General features: G+C 49.0%; 23 protein-coding genes. 7 read left to right on the top strand and 16 right to left on the bottom strand.

Features of this window, described 5'->3' with window-relative positions; translation table 11 throughout:
* Nucleotides 1-154: 154 nt before the first annotated feature.
* The 11 genes from EYB53_RS26535 to EYB53_RS01830 form a co-directional block, all read right to left on the bottom strand.
* Nucleotides 155-370: a helix-turn-helix domain-containing protein gene (locus tag EYB53_RS26535; protein WP_135476162.1), complete on the bottom strand. Its 216-nt coding sequence runs from the start codon at nucleotides 368-370 to the stop codon at nucleotides 155-157.
* Between the two features lie 263 nt (nucleotides 371-633).
* The gene (locus tag EYB53_RS01875) at nucleotides 634-1,626 is read right to left on the bottom strand and encodes a serine/threonine-protein kinase (protein WP_167857205.1); all 993 of its coding nucleotides are present in this window, start codon (nucleotides 1,624-1,626) and stop codon (nucleotides 634-636) included.
* 164 nt (nucleotides 1,627-1,790) lie between these two features.
* Nucleotides 1,791-2,597 carry a vWA domain-containing protein gene (locus EYB53_RS01870; protein ID WP_135476158.1) on the bottom strand — a complete coding sequence of 269 codons (807 nt, stop codon included), beginning with the start codon at nucleotides 2,595-2,597 and terminating at the stop codon, nucleotides 1,791-1,793.
* A 28-nt stretch (nucleotides 2,598-2,625) separates the two neighbouring features.
* The gene (locus EYB53_RS01865; RefSeq protein WP_135476156.1) at nucleotides 2,626-3,831 is read right to left on the bottom strand and encodes an FHA domain-containing serine/threonine-protein kinase; all 1,206 of its coding nucleotides are present in this window, start codon (nucleotides 3,829-3,831) and stop codon (nucleotides 2,626-2,628) included.
* Nucleotides 3,824-4,747, bottom strand: a complete 924-nt coding sequence (locus EYB53_RS01860) for a PP2C family protein-serine/threonine phosphatase (protein WP_135476154.1) — start codon at nucleotides 4,745-4,747, stop codon at nucleotides 3,824-3,826. Before EYB53_RS01860 ends, EYB53_RS01865 begins: the two co-directional genes overlap by 8 nt.
* A 73-nt stretch (nucleotides 4,748-4,820) precedes the next feature.
* Nucleotides 4,821-5,675: a vWA domain-containing protein gene (locus EYB53_RS01855; protein ID WP_135476152.1), complete on the bottom strand. Its 855-nt coding sequence runs from the start codon at nucleotides 5,673-5,675 to the stop codon at nucleotides 4,821-4,823.
* 103 nt (nucleotides 5,676-5,778) lie between these two features.
* Nucleotides 5,779-7,485: a hypothetical protein gene (locus tag EYB53_RS01850; RefSeq protein WP_135476150.1), complete on the bottom strand. Its 1,707-nt coding sequence runs from the start codon at nucleotides 7,483-7,485 to the stop codon at nucleotides 5,779-5,781.
* 165 nt (nucleotides 7,486-7,650) lie between these two features.
* A complete protein-coding gene (locus EYB53_RS01845) occupies nucleotides 7,651-9,279 on the bottom strand; it encodes a TolB family protein (RefSeq protein ID WP_167857204.1) in 1,629 nt (542 codons plus the stop codon).
* Nucleotides 9,280-9,415: 136 nt separating this feature from the next.
* Nucleotides 9,416-10,399 (bottom strand): peptidoglycan recognition protein family protein, encoded by a 984-nt coding sequence (locus EYB53_RS01840; RefSeq protein ID WP_135476146.1) that lies wholly within the window; start codon nucleotides 10,397-10,399, stop codon nucleotides 9,416-9,418.
* Nucleotides 10,400-10,470: 71 nt separating this feature from the next.
* Complete coding sequence (locus tag EYB53_RS01835) at nucleotides 10,471-12,402, bottom strand: N-acetylmuramoyl-L-alanine amidase (RefSeq protein ID WP_135476144.1); 1,932 nt, start codon at nucleotides 12,400-12,402, stop codon at nucleotides 10,471-10,473.
* A gap of 48 nt (nucleotides 12,403-12,450) precedes the next feature.
* Nucleotides 12,451-13,398, bottom strand: coding sequence for an LpqB family beta-propeller domain-containing protein (locus tag EYB53_RS01830; RefSeq protein WP_135476142.1), 948 nt, complete (start codon nucleotides 13,396-13,398; stop codon nucleotides 12,451-12,453).
* 322 nt (nucleotides 13,399-13,720) lie between these two features.
* Here EYB53_RS01830 and EYB53_RS25980 point away from each other — a divergent pair, with 322 nt between their 5' ends.
* Nucleotides 13,721-13,843, top strand: a complete 123-nt coding sequence (locus EYB53_RS25980) for a hypothetical protein (RefSeq protein ID WP_256439646.1) — start codon at nucleotides 13,721-13,723, stop codon at nucleotides 13,841-13,843.
* Between the two features lie 268 nt (nucleotides 13,844-14,111).
* Here the strand turns inward: EYB53_RS25980 and EYB53_RS01825 are convergent, their stop codons facing one another.
* From EYB53_RS01825 to EYB53_RS01805, 5 genes are all read right to left on the bottom strand, one after another.
* A complete protein-coding gene (locus tag EYB53_RS01825; protein ID WP_135476139.1) occupies nucleotides 14,112-14,372 on the bottom strand; it encodes a hypothetical protein in 261 nt (86 codons plus the stop codon).
* 154 nt (nucleotides 14,373-14,526) lie between these two features.
* Nucleotides 14,527-15,228 (bottom strand): DUF4230 domain-containing protein, encoded by a 702-nt coding sequence (locus tag EYB53_RS01820; protein WP_135476137.1) that lies wholly within the window; start codon nucleotides 15,226-15,228, stop codon nucleotides 14,527-14,529.
* A gap of 21 nt (nucleotides 15,229-15,249) precedes the next feature.
* Entirely contained in the window at nucleotides 15,250-15,960 is a 711-nt protein-coding gene (locus EYB53_RS01815; protein WP_135476135.1) for a ParB N-terminal domain-containing protein, read from the bottom strand.
* A 6-nt stretch (nucleotides 15,961-15,966) separates the two neighbouring features.
* A complete protein-coding gene (locus EYB53_RS01810) occupies nucleotides 15,967-16,653 on the bottom strand; it encodes a hypothetical protein (RefSeq protein WP_135476133.1) in 687 nt (228 codons plus the stop codon).
* Between the two features lie 250 nt (nucleotides 16,654-16,903).
* On the bottom strand, nucleotides 16,904-17,248 hold the full coding sequence (locus EYB53_RS01805; protein WP_371879054.1) for a DUF4870 domain-containing protein: 345 nt from the start codon (nucleotides 17,246-17,248) through the stop codon (nucleotides 16,904-16,906).
* 74 nt (nucleotides 17,249-17,322) lie between these two features.
* On the opposite strand from EYB53_RS01805, the gene EYB53_RS01800 reads away from it, so the two are divergent.
* The 6 genes from EYB53_RS01800 to EYB53_RS01775 all read left to right on the top strand — a co-directional run bounded on the left by EYB53_RS01800 (nucleotide 17,323) and on the right by EYB53_RS01775 (nucleotide 23,578).
* On the top strand, nucleotides 17,323-17,601 hold the full coding sequence (locus tag EYB53_RS01800) for a protein kinase domain-containing protein (protein ID WP_135476129.1): 279 nt from the start codon (nucleotides 17,323-17,325) through the stop codon (nucleotides 17,599-17,601).
* Between the two features lie 16 nt (nucleotides 17,602-17,617).
* Nucleotides 17,618-19,582 (top strand): protein kinase domain-containing protein, encoded by a 1,965-nt coding sequence (locus tag EYB53_RS01795; RefSeq protein ID WP_135476126.1) that lies wholly within the window; start codon nucleotides 17,618-17,620, stop codon nucleotides 19,580-19,582.
* Between the two features lie 280 nt (nucleotides 19,583-19,862).
* Nucleotides 19,863-20,651 (top strand): RNA polymerase sigma factor, encoded by a 789-nt coding sequence (locus tag EYB53_RS01790; RefSeq protein WP_167857203.1) that lies wholly within the window; start codon nucleotides 19,863-19,865, stop codon nucleotides 20,649-20,651.
* A gap of 333 nt (nucleotides 20,652-20,984) precedes the next feature.
* Complete coding sequence (locus EYB53_RS01785; protein WP_135476122.1) at nucleotides 20,985-21,779, top strand: hypothetical protein; 795 nt, start codon at nucleotides 20,985-20,987, stop codon at nucleotides 21,777-21,779.
* Nucleotides 21,780-22,043: 264 nt separating this feature from the next.
* Complete coding sequence (locus EYB53_RS01780) at nucleotides 22,044-22,508, top strand: AAC(3)-I family aminoglycoside N-acetyltransferase (protein ID WP_135476120.1); 465 nt, start codon at nucleotides 22,044-22,046, stop codon at nucleotides 22,506-22,508.
* An 86-nt stretch (nucleotides 22,509-22,594) separates the two neighbouring features.
* The gene (locus EYB53_RS01775; protein WP_135476118.1) at nucleotides 22,595-23,578 is read left to right on the top strand and encodes an Rpn family recombination-promoting nuclease/putative transposase; all 984 of its coding nucleotides are present in this window, start codon (nucleotides 22,595-22,597) and stop codon (nucleotides 23,576-23,578) included.
* Nucleotides 23,579-23,628: the final 50 nt, after the last annotated feature.

Below are 23,628 nucleotides of genomic sequence, written 5' to 3'. Positions count from 1 at the left end.
GACACATTTTTATATTCTACAGGGGATTCAGTGATGCCTATTGAAACGTGTGTTTCTACTACTTTCGGGCTATTGAGGTGGCGAATTCCGCTTTAGGACGCCATTGGCTCTGGCCCACCTTTTTGGCGAAGGTATTGACGACTATAAAAAAGTTTTAATCATGATCATGATTAAGTGATGGTTCATGCTGGTACAGAATATACCCTTCTAAGGCACTACGACGTACGCGCCATCCTTTACCTATCTTGAAAGCAGGTAACTTGCCGTTAACACACCAGCGACAAATGGTGGCTCGGCTAACACGGAGGTAAGCGGCTACTTCATCAACTGTCAGAATCTGATCTAGTGGCGGTGAGCCAGATGTATCCATTGCTTCTCCTTTCATCAGGTGCGAAATTAAACGACCAAACGTTTTTATGCACGCGCTACTCATTGGCTGGTTTTATCGCTGCTTGCGTGGCTCTAAGGGTAGACGATAGTCGTCACTAGCCGCCTACTTATTTAGTGACATATCGGTCGAACATGCGCTTATTGTTTTTTTGCTCGCATTGGGTTGCTTTGCGAGATCTTGTTCAAGAGTTCTTCTTAGGATTCCCAATCCAGCGTGTGACGCACTCCGCGAGCGTGCGCACGCTAATCAAGTGGGTCTAGATACCAGGGTGGTTCTTCTTCTTCGTCGACGATATCGGGCTGCAGGTACCATGGGGGTTCTTCAAGCCGATCCTTGCTCGGTGGAGGCTTTGGGATATCATGCGCAATAACATCGGGCTTCACGGTAAATTTGACTGGATCTTCAAGAATTGCAATAACCTCTCGTGCTGAATGAGGGCGGTTGCGTTGTTCAAGGCAGAGGCAGCGATCGACTAAAGTTCGCCATGGCTCGTCAAGAGCATGAGGTGACCATGTAATACCCGCACGACGACCTAGAGCATTCGGAGGTGTTTTTCCCGTTATCAACTCGAATAACACCACCCCGAGTTGATACCAATCACTTTCGGGGCCAACTTCGTTGTTTTCGATTAACTCTGGTGGTGCATAGGCTTCGCTGTAAGTAACATAGGTATCAACATGAGATCCTCTACGAGCGGAACCGAAGTCTATTAACACCGGTCGCAAATCTGCAGCAATCTGAATGTTCTCTGGCTTCAAGTCAAGGTGGTATACGCTCTGCCTATGAATGGTTTCAAGTGCATTAATAAGGGGGTAGCACAACGCCCGAGTTTGCTCTAGGCTCATTTTTCCAAGAGGTAACGCATTTAGCATATCGCGAAGGGTTTGTCCTTCAAGGAATTCCATCACGAGATAGACAGTATCATGAGCGCGAAATAACCGATACACCCGTACAACACCCTGGTGATTGATCTTTGCGAGAACACGACCTTCTTCGTAAAAGCGTCTAACTGCTCGATCAAACTGCTTGCGTCGATTATCTGCAGCAATAAGCTTGCCGTGAATGTCTCGTGCTACAAGGGCCTCAGGAAAGAACTCTTTAATGGCAACAGCACGATCAAGATGAAGATCATGAGCAAAATAGGTAATCCCAAATCCGCCCTTACCAAGAGGATATTCAATACGGTAAGTTTCGTTGTCAAGGAGTGTACCGTCAGGAAGGATATTACGAAACATTGATGGTAAGTGGACACCGCATTGAACACAAGTACTATCACCAACTGTGAGTATGCCTCGACAATTTAAGCATCGTCTGGTCATAACAATTACCGAACTATCCCACAGGCAAGGGCATAAAAGGTATCTTGCCCGTGGGATTGCTTAGGACAGGGAAACGATGTTTATCGCGTGGCGCCTGAAAGTGTCTTGCCAAGGTTCATTAACGTCCGCTTAAAATGTTCAGCGCGAGAATTGAAATCATCTCCTTTGCCGATGTCAAATGCTAAACCCTGGCGACCTGTCAGAAGTTCTAAGTACACCTGGCTACGTGGATCGTCAATACGGATTACCATATAAAACTGAGCAATTCCTGCTTTGATGAAAGCATCAACCACTTCTTTCACGGTCTTAGTATCCTTATCAGGAATATGTGGTGGTGCATCTGTCACTAACACAATAACTTTCGTATTGTCGGCCCCAAATGGTTGTCGACTCGCGAGAATAAGTGCATCCAGACTACTCTCAGGCTCATCACCGCCGCCACTCGCTGAGAGTTTACTCACCTGCTTTCGGAACTCACCGGGGTCGCTCGTAAAAGGTTGACCGCTGAAAGTCAGGACACGAGCTTCTTCGTGGATCAAGCGGTCACGAAATTCGATCAGCCCTACACGAACCCGAACCCCATCTGACTCGATTGTGTTTGCGAAAGCAATAATTGCATCACGAATGGCTCGTATTTCGCCAGCCATACTGCCGGTACAGTCAAGAACGAACATAACATCCGCCCTTCGTCCTGAACTGAACTGTTTACTGGCAATGCCACCCGCAATCGAAGCAGAAAGGGATGCTGGATCTACTTTTCTTGAACCTGATAATCCAGGCATAGCTGATGTACCTGGTTCTGGAAGACCAGCGAGTGCATTGCCGCACTCATAGCAGTATTCACGAGCATCGCCATTGTGAGCACCACAGTTTGAGCAGACTTTCATAAAGTGTTCCTTTCTATAACAAGAGTTTTTATAGGCTACGAAGAAAAGCAAAACGAAGAAAAATTTCACCGACTTTAATACGATCACCATGCTGAATCAAAGTTGGTGTTTTAGGCTTTAGCAGTGATCCCCGCAGGAGCGTTCCATTTTTACTCTCAAGATCCTCGACAAAATACTCGCTTCCTCGACGAGTAAATTCCAGGTGGCGTTTGGAAATACTATCGTCTTGCCCAGCCAGATCAAAACGCCCAAGAATGCGACTCTCTCCATCACCAAGACCAAGAACCGTCATCGCACGATAGTTAGTGCCCGACTCAACAATCAGTACTGGACTCCGCAGATTCAAATCTTTGGGTGGTTCAGGCATGTATGAGACGAATCCACTATCAGTCATCACTTCTTCAACTGAGTGGTAACGTTGATCTCGATCGATCATTGTCATTTTGAAGACAATTCGATCTGCATCTGGCAAGAAATCGCAACTGAACCCAGTAAGATCCATGATTGCTAAGGGAGCGGGTTTCTGCCCAAGAAAGCGAGCTAAGTCTTTTAATTCACGCCAACCCATGCGAACCCAGAACACCTGTCCAGTTGCTAGTTCGTAGAGGATTTGGCCTAGTGCATAGATGTCCACACGTGAGTCAGCGATTTTTGTACCGAACACCAGGATCTCAGGAGCCATGTAGGGCAAGGTGCCGTCCATTGACCCCGAGATGGTTATACCACTACCAGGAAACTTTGAAAGACCGAAGTCAATAATACGGACATGGTTTTTCTCATCCACAAGAATGTTTTCGGGTTTAAGGTCACGATGGATAATATTACTTCGATGAGCATCGGTAACACCAGTCAATATCTGGTGCCATACATTACGCTTTTGTTCTGAATTAAGGCGCTTATGTTCTATCATCTCACGCAATGATGTGCCAATAAAATATTCAAACACGATCAGAAAAGTGTGAGGATCCCATTGGCGCAGACCAACCACTGGGGTGATATGTTCCGAGGGAATGCGCACCTCAGCCTCAAGGCGAATACGAGCTTCAATGACACTCCCCGGCTTGATTCCTTGTACAATCTTTAAAACATAGAGTCTTCCACTGGTGGTATCGCGTACCTCCCATACCGTTGCGAAGCCTCCACCACCTAAAAGACGTAGCAATTCAACTTCCTTGACTCCACCAACATCAATGGTGATACGTCCCCCAACCATAATCGCTAAGACACTACTCATAGTGTTCCTCCACTCTGTCATTTGCTTCATTGCTCTCATCGAACTTAATGGTCTTCAAGAGAGAGCTTGGTTCTTCATTGGAATTTTCAGGAAGCAGCCTTGTCACTTCCGGTGATCCCAATGTGCGGTGCTGCCAGAGGATTAGCGTTTGGTTATCAGTCTCACCCTTTTCTCGTGCCGCTGCGAGTAATTGTTCCGCTTGCTGTTCAAGTGTTGCTGTATCGTTTGCAAGAATTGTATTGATCGTACTCTCATCAAGCTTCCCATTTACTCCATCAGAGCAGATGAGAAGTTTGTCGCCAGCTACAAGGTTAAATTGATGAATAGGCGGCTCACTAGGAAGAATTTCGCGGCCAAAGAAGTATTCAAGCCGTGAACGCCCCTCATGAACGCGAGCCATCTCAGGTGAAATCAGTTTATTGCGTAGTAATACACCAGCGACTGTATGATCTTCCGTTACTTTGCGTAAATTACGGTCGTCGTGTTGATAATGGTAGAGAGGACTATCACCAAGATTCCCAACAAATACCTTGTCCTTAAAAAGTAAAGCTACGACTATAGTCGAACCAGCCAAACCCCAATGATTAACGGTGATAATGCGTCGTAGATAACTATTTGTTTCCTCCATTGCGCTCCAGAGTAGGTTCGTAATATGGGTGTTTGCAACTGCTTCGAGCGATGAAGCCTGGTTGAGATGTGGGTAAACACTGAGTTGTTCAAAGAGCAGTACACTCAATCGCTTCAATGCTTCACGGCTAATTTTTTCGCCATGAGGATGACCACCCATACCATCTGCGATAGCCAGCACGAAAATTGGCGGTTGATCGAGACCTGGCAAGAGACGCAATGCGAGAACACTATCCTCGTTCTGTTCACGTCCGTTCGTCTCGGTACGAATAACGAAGGGGGTTGTCATTTAGATCTCTTTCCTTAATAATGCTATGTCTTCTCTAACACTTGTCGGGACAATGCAAGCCTACCGACATTAATCAAGCCTGCTCCTTCCTCGTCGTACCAACAGTGAGGAACTTTTGCAGATCATCAAACCGTGCATTGAAAACAAAACCCCGTGATCCTGGCACCAAAGGAATCCCGAGTTCCCTGGCTTTTATCTGCAATGACTCAGGCATCGTGCTTGACATCTTAAATAATTGGCACGCAAAGTCATCAGGTAATCCTTCCATGGTAGATGGATAGCGAACAGGTTCTTCATCTCGCTCTGAAAGATGGATATTAAACAGAAGTACCTGCCCATCTAGTGTTCTTAGAGAGCGAATACGCTCAGCTTCCGATGAAGGATCCTCATCAGATTCTCCATCAGTCACATGGATAACGGTCGGAGGAAACGAACTTTGATGCGTGTTTACCCAAGGTTGAAGTATGTCATAAACCTGAGCCATAGCTTTACGTGTAGGTGTCCCATTTTCATAAACTGGATCGATCCAGATGGGAGCACGCACGGTACGGTTTGTTGTCCCGCCTCGTCCATCACTGATAATCCGATTACGTGATTCAATTCTTAGCGGATTATCAGCAATATCACGGATGGAGATCAGCCATCTGCCAGCCAGTGAGCCATAGTTTAGGGCGGAAGTAATAATTTTTTCGCGGTCACGACGCCCATACTCAATAACACCAATGTCAAAATAGTGACGTGGTCCTTCTTTCGCGTCCTTTACACAATCACGCACAAGTTTGTATAATGTATCATTCATAAGGCTTGCGAGTACATCAGCTTTTTTTTCTTCACTTCCTCCTTGAGACTTGGACATGGAATATGAACGATCAATAAGAAACACTAGACATGTTGGATGTTCACGATTGACTTCTTTACGGTAAAACATTGACGTATCCTTTCATTGTGTTATTATAAAATATATTCAAGGTGAATTATCATAAAGCGAGGTTGTCACGTAACCGACTGGTATCAGTTGATCTTCTTCTACTTTATCCAGATAGAGTAATGCGAGCAACTACCAAAGTTGTATCATCATTATCAAGTTGATTTTCTTGTCTCAAATCGTCTATATATTCTTGAAAAACATCTTGATTTGCAATAGACAACAGCTGATCCCACAGCATAACCTTCTTTTCATAAGCTTGTAAAAGTGTCTTTGCAAGAGCATCGGTAGCAAAAATAAAAATATCGCCGTTTTGTACTTCATCTTGCGTAGTTTTAATTGCATTAGGTTGAAGTTCTTGATTACGTGCGATATTTGTATCCAATAAATCAGGTGTACGATTAAATTCATGACTACTGGTGATAGGGAAACTACAACATAGTTGATTCTTTCGTAAGAGGAACAGACAGGTATCGCCAACTGCTAAAGCTTTCCAGTTCCAGGTAGTACCAATTTTAGCGAAGGATATCCCAGTCAGAGCTGCTCCGGCACCTCTCTCTTGGGCAGCATCGATGTACCATGATAAATCGCCACTATACACTGTCTGATCTTGCCAAATCTGAGTTAAATTCTGAACCCATTCCAAGACTCCTTCTCTGGTCTCTGCCGGTAATTTTTGAATAAATCCTTTACTAAGTATTTCAGCCCAGAGACGTGCTTCAAATCCATCAGTTGATCCGTCTGCAACAACGAGTTTGTAATCATCATAGCACCACATATCTTGATTCTCATAATCTGTATTGCCATGCTTTGGTACAGTAAATCCATGTATTTGCAAGTCTAAATCTGATAATGATTGATCAGCATTACTAAGTTTTGGCGTGACATGTGTATGTATGAGGGATGTATTAGGAGTATCTATATTTGCATTTTTGTCTTGTGCAAATGATTTTTTTATTAAATGACCTTTGTTTAATAATTTATTTTTATTCCAAATTGTTACTTGATTGCGAATAAGAAAAATAAGCAAAAAAATTACCAAAGCAGAAAAAAAACCCAACAAATAAGTGATGCTGAGAGTTTTGATGTCAACAGATAGTGGTATCACCTCTTCAGATTGAACAGATGATTCTATAGAAGGAGTGGTTGTATCAGTAGCAGCAATCGTCGGTGTCAAGGCAATGGGTGTGGTTCGTGTATCTGATGGAATTGATATCTCAATCGACGGTTGTATCAATATAACCTGAGGCTCAGATAATGGTGCCAAATGATCAGTCTCTACTAGCTTGCGCAATTCGGAGCCAAGGTTAATCAGTTGAGGCCCCGAATTGTTCACTAGCTCAATGCGGGCACGAAGGAACCACTGTTTCTCTGTATTACCTGAGATTTCGGCAGTGGTGATGGGTAAACCAAAACGATCAACGCCTCCATTTGCCTCCCAAAATGGCTTTAAGTTAGGTGCTATATCGATTTCACTCAACTGCATGTTAATGTCAGCTGCAAACGGTTGTCGGCTGACGAATTCCCAACCAATATCAGCTAATTGTGGTGCATAACCTATTTGCTGATCAATGCGTGCTCGTTCAAACCACTGGGTTAATATTCCATTGTTGTCAAAAGAGGGTCCTATTGGTTTTCCGAGAAGGGCTTCTCCACCATTATCTCTCCAAAACTGTAATAACTTTGGATCAATACAACTTTCATCTTGAGATCCACCACAAGGTTGTCCCTGGGCAATAGTTGCAGACGATCCAATAAGGATCGATATAATGATCATAAAACTTATCATCATAGTTTGAAAAAGCTTTATCATATTTAGTCCTTCAATACACACAAATTTGACATAACTATCGAATTAGAGCCAACCTTGTGGCAACTATCTCTCTACATTCTTAGTTACGGTATAGCCTTTAAAGCGCTTGTAGCTATTTGTCTCATTAGCCGCAATTGGTTGCATTAGTTACATGACCCAGACCTATTACCAAGCGCACCCTGCATCATAGGAGCGCCTCGTATAACGACACGAGGCTTCTTTTTCAGGGTCAACGATACCGGCTGTTACGAGTTGTGCCCAGGTGTAGCCACGAGATAACAAGAGTTGAGGATTATATCGTCTGTTCAACTCTTCTGCCTGGTAAACCTGTTTCATTGCCGCATACCATGTCAGGCTACTACGCTTCTCATAGTGCCAAAATTCCATATCAATGTAGCGATGCTTCCAATTTCCGTAAGGTGGTGTTAGCGCAGGGATACGGGTCCATCCTTCACGTGATGCGAGTTCGGTGATATCAACAAAGTAGCCGTTAGATGGTACCTGAAAGCGTCCACCATGCTCGCGTAGTTCCGCATTCACAAGCCTACCTTCGGTGAACCAGAGACTCTCTTTTAATGGGCGTCCTTTGGTTCCGTCCTGGTTCTGTGCCAGAATGTATAGCCGGAAGTAGATCTGTCCATCTAACCATTCACGAGCAATAAAGAGACGTTGCCTATCAGTGGCAAACCAGTCTCTGGTGTCAAAAGCTCGGCCAGCTCGGTGCCAACTTATTAAGACTTTATCGGGGTGATCTAGCCCTCGCCATACATCATTCATTGTCCCTAGGAAATCGTATCCACTCTCAAGCATAATATGTTGTCGCAAACGTTCAAAAGAAGGCACAACCGAACTTGATAAAACAGGTTGTCTTGCATCTATATTTACGAGATGTCTTAAATAGTGAGATTGATCAATATCAAGGTGTGCGATATAGGTCTGAGTATTGAGTCGTGCTACTGGTTCCCACGACAAGCCCTGAGTCGGTAAGGTAGATCTACAACTTGGTTGACTCCACTCACCACTTAGTTTGAGCAGTGACTCTTTGTAATGCGTATCGATATCGATACTAGTCAAAGATAATTGCCATCCAGTCGGATAAATACCTGTGATACCAGAAACTGTCCTCAAAGTAACCAATTGATCATTCTGGTTTCTCTTCACGAGAAATGGCCAGTTTTGCGAGTAAGGATTTGGTAAAATTGTGAGGTTAGGTTGTTCTAAATTACGAATTATGATCTTTTGTTCTTTTAAAGAATCGGATCGATATATGATGCTTGCAGAATTGTAAAGAAATGATACCTGACAGGGTTCTTCACCAGGTTCACTTATCGATCGTACGTCTACCCCATTGATTTCTTGTTGAAATAGTTGACGTTCTCCATTGCGCCATGAGGTAAAAAGAAAACTTGTTCCATCAGGATGCCATAAAGGCTCAATATCAGCATAACTTGAGGAAGTTTGTTCTGTTATCGTTTGATGAATGAAATCAAATAAAAAAATGTCTAGGTTGCCATTTCGAGTTGACTCAAAGAGGATCTGCGTTCCATCCGGTGACCAAGCTGGAGCGCCGTCATAGGCTAGATCATCAGTAATTTGCGTATGCTGTCCTGTTTCCAAATCATAGAAGTAGAGATCCCATCCCTTACCCGATCTGGCACTGTAAGCGATCTTCCGCCCATCAGGGGACCAGGCTGGATCTCGCTCATCATAGGAATTTTGCGTCAGGTTAGTATATTCTTGTGTCGCTGTATTAAATAAAAAGATCTCCCAGTTTTGGCCCGGCCTTCCATTCATCAATACATAGTCGCACGGAGAGCTTTCTATTACCCTTCCATGTGCTTTTGATACGAATGCACATACATACAAGCTCAAGATAAGAACATATATCGTAGAAGGTAGTGTGTAAATTTTGAATGACATGTGCATTTAGTTATAATTTTTGTTTTTGTATGAATTCTGTTGGCATAGGCACTGGTTCATTCTTTTCCAGGGCTATCTTGATACCCCGCTGAATTGTTCCATCAACCAGATAGCGATACAGATTATCTCCAGGACAGGTAATTCGTTCACCTGTTCGGGGATCAATGTGTTTCCCCTCTCCATTGATAGGAATAAAGTCGCGATGGCCTTTGATTTTGTCAAGATCAATGTTGTATGTCGAGACAATCCATGCCATCAGTGCAATAATTGTCGCAATTTGTACTGAGTTTGGTTGTTGTTCTCCCTCATCATATTTGCCTAGTAAAGCTATCTGGGCATGATCTTGTGTGTCATATGAAGTATTCGTATCACCTCTTGTAGTAAGGGGACGTCCCTCATAAATACTGCCCTGGAGATCAACAATAAAGTGATAAGGTAGATCAGGCCACCCACGATTGTTCATTGACCATATTTGGACACGTCGAAGATAAGCTGCCGCAGAGATGGAACCATCAAAGATCACGCCTTCGTGGTGAAGGGTAATTCTATTGGGTTGTTGTGAACGGAAGCCTCGCGTTGGTTGAAGTCCACCCCATTCACGTTGGGTAATGACAGGTGGTTTTGCTATCCCCTGGCTAGCTAACACCGACGTGTTGGTTGTCGTGGGGCTAATCAAGGGCAACTGAGCGTCGCCAGATGAAGGATCGATTGTTGGCCAAGCTGTAACTTTGTTCAAAAGATCTGGGTTGTTTCTCGACATCGATGTTCCAGTGAGTGGTGGGAGTTGAAGGAGTGCTGGCGGAGCAGTTGGCGAAGATAGAGTCGCGTTAGCTTCTAAAAGGCTTTGTTGTGTGAAACGTGACCATTGTCCGACGCGGTAGGCTAGAGCACCGGCTGCCAATGATGCACTGCCAATGAAAAATACCTTCAAAAACCTTCTCCGCATGGATTGGTTTTGTTCACTGCCAGATGGGGATGGTGCTTGATTGGTCATACAAAATTCCTTGTTACGTTAATATCGAGAAGCCTACAATGGTGCGGCTGAAGAAGGTAGTAGTCGATCTATCACCTTCTGGTAAGCTGTGCTTGCACCATTCGCTGGATCTCCGGTAGATCAAAGTTTCTTCCTGGGCTAGTAATTTTGGGATTAGTCAGTGACGATTGATTAGCAAAGTAACTGTGGGCATAAATTTCCTCAGTAGGGATGTTGTACTCTTGGCAAAGCCAAGCCATTAGTTCGATAATGGTGTTTAGTTGGGCTTGATTTGGATTCTGACGGTCATAGTCACCTAATACACCAATGGTAAGCATCCCATCGGTATTAAAATTATAGTTAGTGTCACCACGATCATCAGGCGATCGCCCTTCAAAGATATTTCCGCTACGGTCAACAATGAAATGCCAGCTAATATCTGGCCATCCCCGTTGTTGGTGGAATCGCTGGATCGCACGTAGCTTCGTTCTAACATCATCGCTATCGTTTGAAATTTGTGCATCATGAGAAAGCACGATCTGGCGCGGGTTCTGCCGCCCTGAAAGACCTGTGGCGGGAAGCGCTCCCCAGGTGCTTCTACTGATGATGTTAGGTCTTCTCACCACGTTGATCGTTGGTGATGATACGGAAGAATTACTACTAGTGCTTGTCGGACGAACTTGCGCTGGTGTTGGTGTAACCACAGCAACTTTTGTCACCACAACCTCAACCTCAACAGTGTTTACTACCGGAGGAGACATGATTGTAGCTGGCAGAGGCGGATTGTCACCATTACCTTGTCGTCCTAGAAAAAAGACGGCAACCAGTGCTAAAACTACGAGAAAACCCCAACCGAGCGATACCCCTGGTTTCTTTCTAGGTAGTGCTGGAGTTGACGTGGATGTTGCCAGTATAACGGCTTGGGGTGTTGGCGATGGTGGGTCAAAATCAGTACGACCAAAGGCCTTTATGAATTCGTCGAGTTCTCTCTTAGATGTTATCCGTCGTGATGGTTGAAAGGTTGGCGGTGGTGGGTCAAAATCAGTACGACTAGCAACGGCAATCAAGTTGTCAAAATATTCTCTATCAGATTCAGATATTGTAGAGCAAATAGGTTTTGAAATGCTTTTTAAAGCCTCATCAATTTCTGGTGTAATTGTTGTAATCGGTCTACTGCAGCTACGCTGCAGAACCATAGCTAACTGCTGGACTTCTGAGCTTAGGTGACGTAACTCATGCCAGAGAGAGGTTTCACCAGCGTTTGTGAAATCTTTGTCTTCAAAAATCAAATTCTCTGCGTGATAGAATTGCCTCCATAGGTTTGGGCGCTCGGCTAAAGCCAATAATGATATAGCTACAACCAGAACGCTGAACGAGTCCATATCCTCGGCATAATAGTTTCGACGCTCTCTTTCTGGATGTTGATAATGCCGGTGTCCAAACTCTTTAGGCCGATACGAAGCCATAGTTGGGGTATATATGCCATCATAATCAATCAAGTGCGGTATACCTTTGGTATCAATGAGAATATTCCCATGTTGAAGATCACCGTGAGCCATATTTATTTGACGAAGTGCGAAGTAAAGAGCGAACCAGTGTTGAACGAGTCCGCGCAACTTATCAGTTTGAGATAATGCTAGTGAGTCTGCAATATAGTCAGACAGTGACTTTCCATTGGCCCAATCCATCAGTAAAACCGGATACATATGATGATTGACAGATATTCCTTCTACTAAGTACTGAAATTTGACAAAGCTACTGAGTGATTGCCTATGGACATACTCATGAAGTAACTGATATCGCTCACGATGATTATTCACTTCTGAAGTAAAACAGCGAAGAGCATAGTCTTTTTCCTGAATCCTAATTTTGTAGACGACTGCTGAACTGCCACTCGATCCCATTGGCAAGCCAAATTTATCCGCAGATATCAATTCTGCTGTCGCGAGCTTTGGTTGTTTGGGAAAACAAAGATCGATGCTCTGTAAGGCTTCATCATAGTCACGTACTGATGGCCAGTCCATATTCTTCTCCAGTATTGTTTTGAAGTCTGGTGCCAAGGTAGCTTGGGCTTACCGCCAGATCACTAGCCTTGCATCACCAGGCAGCGTGGCAACGGTCTCGAGTCTCAGGGTATCCAGCGTGAGCACCATCAGTGCTCCCGAGGTAGGGTTGATCATGGCAATGCGTTGCCCGTCAGGCGCGAGGACAAAATCGGTATTGCTGAGATTGTCGGCGAGCATACGGGCCGTCGTTCCGTCCGGGTTGGCGAGGATGAGTCGGATGCCCTCGCGCGGATCATCAGCCTTTGCAGTGTACAGAAAGCGTCCATCAGGCAACCAGCTGAGTTCACTAATATTGGCGTCAATCATGTGATCAGTTTGCCACATGCCTGGCGACTCAACCACAAAGTAGAGATACCGCGACACAGAGAGCCCTGCGTCGTTATTGGGATTCCACAATGGATTGTAGTTGTACACAACGGCGCGTTGCCCATTTGGCGCGATCCAGCCAGGGCCAATGCTCATTGACTCGATCTTGCGTATCTGGTGTGAGCTGAGATCAAGCGCATAGAATGAGCATGCGGGTTCCATGAAGGCAACGGTACAGCCATTGAAATAGAGTTGACCTTCATCATTGCTCAAGGTAAGACCGCTGGGTGCCTGAGGCTCATCATTTAAAAACGGTGCCAGAGCAGACTCATCCATCAGTACCTGAAGCGGAATGTCAAGTGTCCCTCCCTCAAGTAGACGAAACGGACTGGGCGCAAAGGGGTCGTCGGCAGTGGCTTTTCGTTCTGAAACAACGTGGTACGGAATACCAGTGGAACTCATCGTAAAATCATAGAGAGGACGCGCACTGACGAAGGCCTGCTCACCCGTGTCAAGACGAAGACTGTAGCTGCTGCCTGCGCTATGGTACAGAATGGTCATCCCATCACCCGTGGGCAAGTTCTGGAGACCCTCGTTCAAAAATGCAAGGATGGCTTCAAGCTTGGCAATAGCGCTGTTAGTGCTCATGGACACGAGTCCCAAGTCACTTGAACTAATGATGGGCCTTGCCAAAGGCCTTTCAGCTTGCTTGATAGCTTGATCAAGCTTTGCCAAGGCTTCATCGAGTTGAGCCTGCAGGGCTGTACTCCCAGGCGGAAAGACAATGTGTCGGCATCGATTGGTCTGTGCCTCAAGATCACGTACACTGCTCCTGATACTCGCGACCTTCTCTTCCATTGGCCTGCCGATGGCGTCAATCCCACGACTGAAAGAGTTAACAATCATTGCATATTTGTGCAGCGCCTCAAGACATGCATTGATCCGCTCCGGTTCGGTCAGGAGCTCAGCCATGGGTGAGGGTGATGGCACGGTGGTCGCCTCCTCAACGCCTGGTGTTGGTGAGGCGAGGACAGAGGATGGTTCCACGGCGAGTGGACGATCAGGCGATGGGGTGAGTGGAACCACGGTTTGATCTGACTCAGTTCGGGCCTCAGCTCTTGTTGCCGTGATCTGCGGCAGGGCAGGTATGTCGGTTGGGCTCGCCTGCGTTGCTTCTCCCGTCGAGGAAGGAGCAAGGCTCCCTGTTTGATCACGTGAAGCGACTGAACCGCACGCCCCGGTAAGCAGGAGCAGCAACACCGCAAGGGAACGCCCGATCAACCTTGTGAGGCCTGGATAGAGCAAATAGCAACGGTCTATGTGCCAGTGGTTCATGCTGGTCTACATTTTCTAGGATGGCATCACATCCCTGTAATGTACGTAACCCCAACGATCAGCAACCCGGCTACAGCTGTCACCGCAAAGATGATACCCGCGACTTTTGGATTGCTCTGGATCGCGCTGAAGAGGAACCCAAATAAAGTCGCAACAGCCTGGACAACGAGTTGGAGGATAAACAAAAGGACAGTAAACAGAGCTTGAGCGAGCCATATAAACAATGGCATCATCATTTCCATCGCTGACATAATCATGAGCAAAAAAAGGGTGATCATTCGTTCCATTGAGGCAACTCCTTTCAGCAAGTATTGACATTTCTTCCTACCATCTTAGTAACAATATGAGCTGTTGAGTACGCATGCATTTATGGTACAGAAGTCCTGTTTATGGTTAGTACCTTGTACTTGTGCCATAGCTTTACTCGGCTCCCCTGTCGGCTCACGGACACCCTGTTGATTCGCCTGGCCTGGGCGTGTCCTGAATCAGGTTGAGCGTCTGGACACCGGCCAATTTGCTCAATAGATCAGCCAACGCTAACTGGGCTTCACGCTCTGCATCAGCTAAAATCCCATAATTACATGCTGTCGCCAACAGTTCATCTCGGCCACGCTGTTCTGCATCAGGAGCTAATGATGCATCAACTCCTGGCATCCAACCTTGATCCTTGACCTTCGTAAATGCCTGCAGATCCTTACTCACGATATAAGCGGGTGGAACGCGCACGGTCACTGTGCCTCCGTTAATTGTCACATCCTGTTCACGGATGCGGCTCAGATCAATCCCCGCTAAGATCGTGCCTTCAACCCGTACCTCAATATGCTCTGATCTGCCAAAAAATGATGAGTTTTGTGCATCAGATATCACCTCACTTTCATACGCCTTAGTCACTAACGTATTCATGTTGCGAATTTGATTGATGACTGCTGGGGCTGTCGTGATCTGAAATGGCCCTCCACTGAGCATACGGAGCATTCCTTGGATAAAGCTTGGATTGGTCACGGCCCATAGAACACCAATCACGAGCAAAACGGGGAAAAGAATGCGTGCAATGCCGCCGAAGATGCCGCCGAAGATGCTACCAAGCACCATGCCAATCATGTGAAAGATGCCGCCAAAGATCCCACCAATGATTCGTCCCATGTCTCACGCCTCCTGCGACGGTTATTTGCCGGCGATATGAACGGGGATACTCGCTAAACCTAGCTCTTTCGCCATGTAAATCCGATGGAGTCCACCCTCCACATCGAGCGTACCATCAGCCCCCTTGCCGACGATGATCGGCTGGTTGCCGTAAAAGAGTTGGTAGGTCTCGTGGTAGCCATTGCTATTGAGCCCGTCCGGATGGGTGCGTCCTAATTGCTGATCCAGTGCTTTGAAGTCATCGCCAACTGCACCCGCCCGCACCCATGGCAAGACCACCTCGTTGAGTTGCTGGGTGTGTAGTTTGGCATCGGCATAGGTGATATGATGATTGAAATCCTGAGGCCCCCGCACTTCAGCTGCGTCAGGCAGATCTTGCACGGCGACTTCCTGGATTGAGCCTTGCTCTTGATTGCGCAACGCGGCGCGGTAGTCGCCTGGCACGTGGTCATAGTTCTGGCGAAAGATCTCGCCATAGGGCAACAGTTGCTCCTGACTATCGGCAAGCTGGGCCGGGCCGTCCTGACTGAGTTGCTGATCGATCCGCTCCAAGCCACGCTGGGCTTTCGCCGTGTCGCCTAACGGACTGCGCTGATCGGTATGCTGCAACTGGTCAATCCCCCGTTGTCCCTCACTCTGGATCTGGCGATCAATCCGCTCTAGTCCTCGTTGATCTGGTCTTATGGTGCCAAGGGGACCGGTATTATCGCTCGGCGGCTTGTGATCGTTCATAACACGTTACACCTGTTCTCCTGGGCTTGGGTTAGGAGGATCAGCATCGGATGCTGCTGCTGGCTCCTCGTTCACTTCCGCTGTTGAATCTTCGATCCGGCGGCGTTGCTCGATGTCGTGGGCATCAGCGAGCAATTCTATGTCTGGGTTAAGCTCGCCAGGTTCTTCGATGGCGCGAACGGGCAGGCGTTCACAGTATTGCTCTACGGACATTTGGCTAATCTCGGGCTGCTGCTGCTCAGCTCTCTGGCTGGCTTCAATCATTTGTGCCCCTGCACTTGCCGTGTTGAAGATCAGCGGTAATGCAATCAGTCCTGCTTCAAGCATGCGCCCACGGCGTTTGGTTGTATGGCTCGATTCAGGGGCTGTTACGGGCTGTTCGTGAGATCCGTCCTCAGACAAGATGATCTCTGGCTGTTCGCTGGAAGTAGGCGCTTCATCAACCGTTTGCAGATCCGTCATGGCTTCGGTCGCCTCAGCATTAGCCGTAAGATCAGTGCTAGCGGGTAGCTCTGCACTCTTCGGCTGCTCCAGTTCCTGATCCAGCAGCTCGTCAATACGCTCGAACCCGCGTTGTGCCTGTATCATATCGGTTCGTGGGCTTGCCGTGCGATCGCTTGTCTTGTTCGTATCACTATGCATAATGGGTGAAACGCTCACTTGTTCGATGAAAATACTTATTTCAGTCTTCATGCGTCGTTATAATCTTAGTAACAAAATCCATCATCAGGAGCGCACGAGTTTATGGTACGAAAGTCCTGTGTTCGGCTAGTACCTTCATTGGTTTGTAACCTACGTTTTCTGATGATTTGACGCAAAGGCGCAAAGGCGCAAAGGGTGGTGAGAATCTATCTGGACGCCAAGCGTACAATGAGTGGCTGTGCCAGAGGAAGGTCAGTAAGCGAACCAACCGCCATTACGACAAGCAGTAACCTCAAGCAGATCACTGCACCAGGCGCAGGATCAGCGGGTAGCGGCGCATTTCGCCGTTGCTGGCTTTGATTGCCATGAAGATGGGGACGGTGATGTCGATGATCATTAATAAGGCTAGGAGTGGAATGCCAATCAGTACCCAGGTGAGGGCTACTGCAATAATTGTGGCGAGATAAAAGGTGATCTGATAATTGAGCGCTTCGAGGCCGTGAAAGCGCACGAACTCGGAGGTGTCCTTGCGGGTTGACCAGATGACAGCGGTGATGATGAGGTCGCTAAAGGGGATGATCCAGCCGATCAGTGTGGCAAGATGGCACATCAAGGCCCAGTTGCGCTCTTCAGCGGTTGGGGCAATTGGAATAAACGGCTGCGGTGCTGAGCTAAGCGCGATTCGGGCGCAGTCGTTACTAAGAGATTGAGGTGATCTTTATGATGTTTCAGCCTGGACAGATTCTGGATCGACGCTACCGCATCGAGGAGTTTCTCGGCGGTGGTGGGTTTGCATATGTCTATCGTGCGTTTGATCAGGTGCATCAGCGCCAGGTTGCGCTGAAGACGAATCGTCCCGAGTCAAAAGAGCAACGCCAGGCGCTCTTTGAAGAGTTTAAGCAGTTGCGGAATCTTGGTATTGAACGTATTCCGCAGATGGAAGATCTGATCGAAGTTGATCAGCAGATCTGTTTAGTGCTTGAATTATATCCCCGGTAATCGGTTGGACGCGTGGATGAGTGGGAGTGATAGCGGTTTGCCGGTGCAGCAGGTGTTGTCTTGGACGATCTATTTGCTTGATACCCTTGCTCAGTTGCATCGCCTTGGGATGACCCACCGCGATGTTAAGCCGCAGAATATCATTCTCCATGCCAGGACGGGCCTGCCGTATCTGATTGATTTTGGCCTGGCAAAAGCACAGGGTTCAACCAGAATTCTTGGTTATTCGCCTGGGTTTGCCGCTCCTGAGCAGCTTCCTCCGCCGCAACCCACGAGTCCGGCGACCGATGTCTATGCGGTAGGGGTGCTTCTGTTCACGATGCTGATGGGCATCCATAACGAAGATCAGATCCCGCCCCCACAGGCTGATGAGCGTTATCGTCGAACAATTGAGGCTGCGCTGCGGTCGCATCCATATGTCGACGAGGCGCTGGTGATGCTCGTCTCACGGGCGGTTGCCTATGAGCAGACTGACCGTTTTCCTGATGCCGGAGCGATGCTCGCGGCCTTGCGGCCTCTCTGTTTGCCTGAGCCTCGGGTTGCTTTAGGGTTGGATCCCCAGGGTGATTCGCAACAACAACTCTTGATTATGCAAGCTGAGGTTGAGCGCCTTGGCAGTGAGCGTGATCAATTGGCGATGCAGGTGCGTGACTTGCACCAACGCCTTGATGCAACGCTGCTGGAATTAGGGCAAGCCCAGGAGACACCGCCAGTTGTACCACCATCCTCTTTACCTCCCGGCGATGACAGCGTGATGCGTCAGCGTATCAGTGAGCTTGAGCTTACCGAGCAAGAATTGCAAGAAGAGAATAGTCATATTCGCCGCCAACGCAAGTTCCTGGGTGGGGTCGCTGGGGTCGCCTTGTTGGTGGCGATCCTGGCACTTGCCGGGATGTTGACCGCTTTGCTGCGGATTGTTCCTGGGGGATCAGATAATGTAGCGCAAGCTGAAGCGACCCAAGAAGCCGCGCTTGAGCAGACAAGCCCATCGGTTTTTGCGCCAGAAGTCGCCGGGTCTGCAACATCAGTATCGCTCGGATCCGAAACAGAGCCTACTGTCGAGCCAAGCCTCCCCTTGCTTGAGCCGACCTTGACCCCAACCCTGGAACCAACCCCCGAGCTTATTCCGGTGCTGAGCGGTTGGAGCGTGATGAATGGGCTTGAGTCTGAACGTCAACACAGCTGGCCGGCGCTTTATAGTGGTCGCTTGCCAATAACGCTAGAATTGCGTGGCACTGACTTTGCCGCCGTACAAAATGTCAGCCTGTATCTGCAAGATAATCCGTCGATTAGTCTGACGCTTTCCATTGTGACGGTGAATGCCGAGCAGATCATCGCTGAATTAGCTCGCGTGCCCCAAGATTTTACGGCGGGTACCTACGAAATTCGGCTGGATGGACATACGAGCCGACGCTATTTCGATCTGAACGATTATCTACGGATTGCCACGGCAAGTGGGGTTCTTCCCGAGTACCTCTACAGTTCCGATCTCTATCCGGCGATGGATTTCGGAACACGCCCGAAGCGCACTGGTGAGCCTTTTGTGCTGCTCTATGCACGCCCTGATCGCACGACCTATGAAGACTGGATCGTCTCGGTGCGCCGCAATGATCGCCTGGCGATTCTCGATGATCGACAGCCGGAATGGTATCAGGTGCGTGTGATCAGTAACGATGGCAGGAATGATAGAGTTGGGTGGGTCTTGCGCTGGGTTGTCGGCGAGGGCCGTCCTGCTCGTCCTAACCCACGCGCTATTCAGATTCCGCGTGATCTACTGGGCATCGACTATAATCTGGTCAAGGCTGAACTCAATGCACGCAGCGTGCCGTTGAGTGCTTTTCTTGAAGATATGCAGGATCGAAGCCGTATTGGCTCGGTGTATGATAGGTACGGTGCAAACCAGGTTGTCAGTAGTGCGCCAACGGCTGATGGCTGGTGGGAGCCGGGTACACCTCTGATTCTCGGTATTCGTGCACCCTAGTGCAGTACCAGGCGACCTGTTCGAGCATCAGCGCAACACCGACCCTGTCCAGATGTGCTACGCCCAAGCGCAAATCTACAATCTGCAATCTACAATCCCACTAGCCTGTCAAGCTTGAGTATAGTGTGCAATTCTTAACGGAATCTGGGCCTCTTCTGCTGCGTTTCTGCTGTATACTTGCAGGGTAGAAAAGCACGTCTTGCCCTGCATCCCAGCAGTGTGCTTCCACGTTCTTTGGCTCTTGTGTTGAGCCTCGCTTCCCAGAATGAAGAGAGCACCTATGGCGTATCAGCATCCCTCAGTCGATCAGATGACGTTGCTCAACATGATTGCTCAGTGCAATGCCGAATTTGGGTGGGATCTTCGTGCAAGCGAGCTTGAGCGTTATGCGCAGTCTCTTGTGCGCTGTTTACCAGAGAATGTCGATCATGCAAAGCTTGAGTTGATGGTGCTGAATTACCATTTGTATCATCAGCAGGTTGCGGCGCTGCAAAATAGGTCGCATCCAGACCATGATCAGCTCTGGGCGACCTGGTTGCAAGAGGTGGTTCAGTTCATTACCAGGGGAAAGATGGCCTCACTTGGCGATCATGCGCTTGATGCTGACGATCTCGCTCAGGCGGCGCTCTGCGAAATGTCACGCTCGCTTAAGAATTTTCAATATCGTAGTAGCCTGAAAACCTGGGTGCATACCGTGGTTGTGCAGACGATCCGCCGGACACTGCGGGATCTTTGTGCCAAGAAGCGTCCGCGTGGGGTTGCGTCATTAGATGAGATGGCTGAAGAGGCGTTGGTGATCTGTGACGCTTGTGAGCCCGCTGAAGAGGCGTGTGGCGAGGCGTTGATTGCGTTGGTTTGTGATCTACTTGAACGGGTAAAAGATCAACGCACGGCCCGGATCTTCTATCTCGCCGTCGTTGATGACCTTTCGACCGAGCAGATCGGCAAAATCGTCCATCTCCACCAGTCAAGGGTGCGGGCGTTACTGATGCAGGCCCGCACGTTGTTAAAGGCGCGCCCGGAAATTCAAGCGTGGCTCGCTGACCATGAATCTTCCCCGTTCGTCTAAGGCAAATACGCTGCAAAGAAGATGGGTTGTTTGACGCAAAGGCGCAGAGGCGCGAAGGTTTGATGTGTCTCCAGTTAAGACCTCACAGCTCTTGAAGAGCTGTGAGGTCTTAACGCTATACCTTGCAAACCCGTATTCGTATCTGTTTTTCTGCGCTGATTGATTCGTGTTGCTTTGTGACTGTGAATTTCTCATGTTACTATAAGCTCAGGTTTGCAAGCGCTTTTCTGAATAAATTGTTACAAAGAAGGTAGCGAAGGAGAGTGAGTTGATGCAGAGCATGACATGTGCTATGCTACTTTACCGTTTGAGCAATGAAGATAGAGTGATCCTATGAGTCTTGTAAATGATATATGTACGGACATTCTTGATTGGCTCGCTGAGCATCAAGATCCGTCTTCGCTGGAATTACCCTCACAGGCGTTATGCGACCATGTTGCCGCTTGCCCTCGCTGTCGTGCGGCGTTGCTGTTGCTTATGACGGATTTGCTTGAGGTGCCTCAGGATATAGCCGCGACGTCGTGTGACCAGTGTCAGGATGATTTGGCCGCGTATATTGATCTGGAGCGCTACAAAGGTACGCAACAGGCCATTCGTTCTTATCCCCATGTCTGGTGGCATCTCTGGGTCTGTCGTGATTGTTCCGAAACCTATCGGATGGTGCTCGCCTTGCAAGAGGCTGAGGCTTCGGGTTTGTTGTCACCTATGCCTCTGGATAAGATGGTTCAACCCGCGACGCCGCAGCCTCCAGTGCAGCCACCTGTGATCCCACCGCAACCGATGCTTCGTCACCTTACGCTGCCCCGGATCTGGTTTGCCCGCATGCTGGCCCCGCAACTTGGGGTCGCCTGGGGGCTCGATGATGAGGATGAGACCATTCTGCACGAGGCCGAAGATGCGGGGTATCATCTCTATGTGGGTCTTCACCGTACTGATGAGCACTGGTTCATCGCGGTGACTATTCAGCCGCCGTTTATTGGTGAGGCGCTGGTAACTCTTGGCTCAGAGCGTTTTCGTGCGCCGTTTGATCTGCGTGGCGTTGCCAGGGTTGGGCCGATTCCTCCCGCCTTGCTGACGAGTCCAATTGGCCCGGATATGGCGATTGCGCTGGAGATGGCTGGGGTCTGAGGGGTTTTTGAACGCAGCGGCGCATCTGCCGCCGCCGACGGTTGACCTGTGTTGACGCAAAGGCGCAAAGCTGTGCCTACAGATCCATCAAACCTTCGCGCCTTCGCGCCTTCGCGCCTTCGCGCCTTCGCGCCTTCGCGCCTTCGCGCCTTTGCGTCAAAAAACCTTCGCGCCTTTGCGTCAAAAAACCTTTGCGCCTTTGCGCCTTTGCGTCAAAAAACCTTCGCGCCTTTGCGCCTTTGCGTCAAATAAGGATAAGATGCGATGAACATACACCAACTCACTGCGGATGATCTCCCGCTGATGGATGGTCTGCTCACCACGTTTGGTGAGGCGTTCGATGATATGGAGACCTATACCGCGAACCGTCCCGATGCAGTCTATCTGCATCGGTTGCTCAGCGACGACACCTTCATCGCCTTGGCTGCGGTGAAGAACGGGGCGGTGATCGGCGGGCTTGTTGCGTACGAATTGCGCAAGTTCGAGCAAGCGCGGAGCGAACTCTATATCTATGATCTCGCGGTTGCCGCTGCACATCGACGCGCAGGCGTTGCAACCACCTTGATTCACGCCTTGCAAGCGATCGCCGCAACGCGTGGCATCACCGTCATCTTCGTCCAGGCCGACACCACCCCCGATGACGAAGCGGCGCTTGCGTTGTATAGCAAACTCGGCACGCGGGAAGACGTGGTGCATTTTGATCTGGGGTTTGACGCAGCGGCTCTGTGAGCTAAGCCCAGCGCCTCGTTCCACTACGCGCAACTACCGCACAACCATGCTATACTACCTCCACGACTCGCGAACGAGGACGCGCCATGCACCGGATCATTCAACATCCCCACGATACCCTGTTTCGCACCGTGTTTCGCGATCTTGGCGAGGCGCAGCGCTTGCTCGAGGCACATCTGCCGCCGACGTTGGCTCAGGCGCTGGATTGGGCCACCCTGCGCTTGGAAGAGACGAGCTTTGTCGATCCGGCGTTGCAGGAGAGCGAGTCGGATCTGCTCTATACGGTACAGGTGCAAGCAACGGCAGAGCCATTGCATCTCTATCTCTTATTCGAGCATCAATCGACACCAGATCGCTGGATGCGCTTGCGCTTGCTGAACTACATGGGGCGGATCTGGGACGAATCGTTCAAGGCTGAGCCGAAACAACAGCAGTTACGCCCCATTATCCCGGTGGTCTTCTATCAAGGGCGCAGTGCCTGGACGTATTCGACCGACCTGGCGGATCTCTTTCCAACGGTGCCAGGGTGGGACGAGACGCTGACGCCGCACGTGCGCCACCTTCTGATTGACCAGTCGGGGATGCCGCCGACGGCGGTGGTGGGCGGGCTGAAGGGACAGATTGCGCAACTCCTGCTCATGGCAGCGATGCGGGCGCAGGCCCAGGCGGTGCTGGCTCAGGCGGTGCCGTTGCTCGCCGAACTGGTGGCCGCGGGGGGCACCGAAGCGCGCAGTACCTTTTTTCTGTACCTCTTTGCGACCCAAGAGCGGGCGCTGGTGCTGGAAGTCCTGGAGGCGGTGGAAGAGCATCAGATGCAGGTAGGAGGTGATCTTGTGACCTATGCGGAAGAATTGATCGAGGAAGGCTTGCAAAAGGGCTTGCAGGAAGGTCGCCAGGAAGGCCGCCAGGAGGGCAAGCTTGAGGTGATCGCGCAATTGTTAGCCGCAGGTACCCCGTGGCAGATCATCACCCAAGCAACGGGTATCACCCCGGAAACCTTTGCGGCCTTGAAGGCGGAAGTGAGCCGTCGCACAACGAATGACCCGACGGCGGGATCGGAGCAGGGGTGAGCTAAACCCGTGGGTGTGCTGGCAAAAACGGCCAGCATACCCACGGTTCT

This window comes from Candidatus Chloroploca mongolica (assembly GCF_004762035.2).
GTDB classification, from domain to species: Bacteria; Chloroflexota; Chloroflexia; order Chloroflexales; family Chloroflexaceae; genus Chloroploca; species Chloroploca mongolica.
This window is presented reverse-complemented; position numbering and strand designations above follow the sequence as displayed.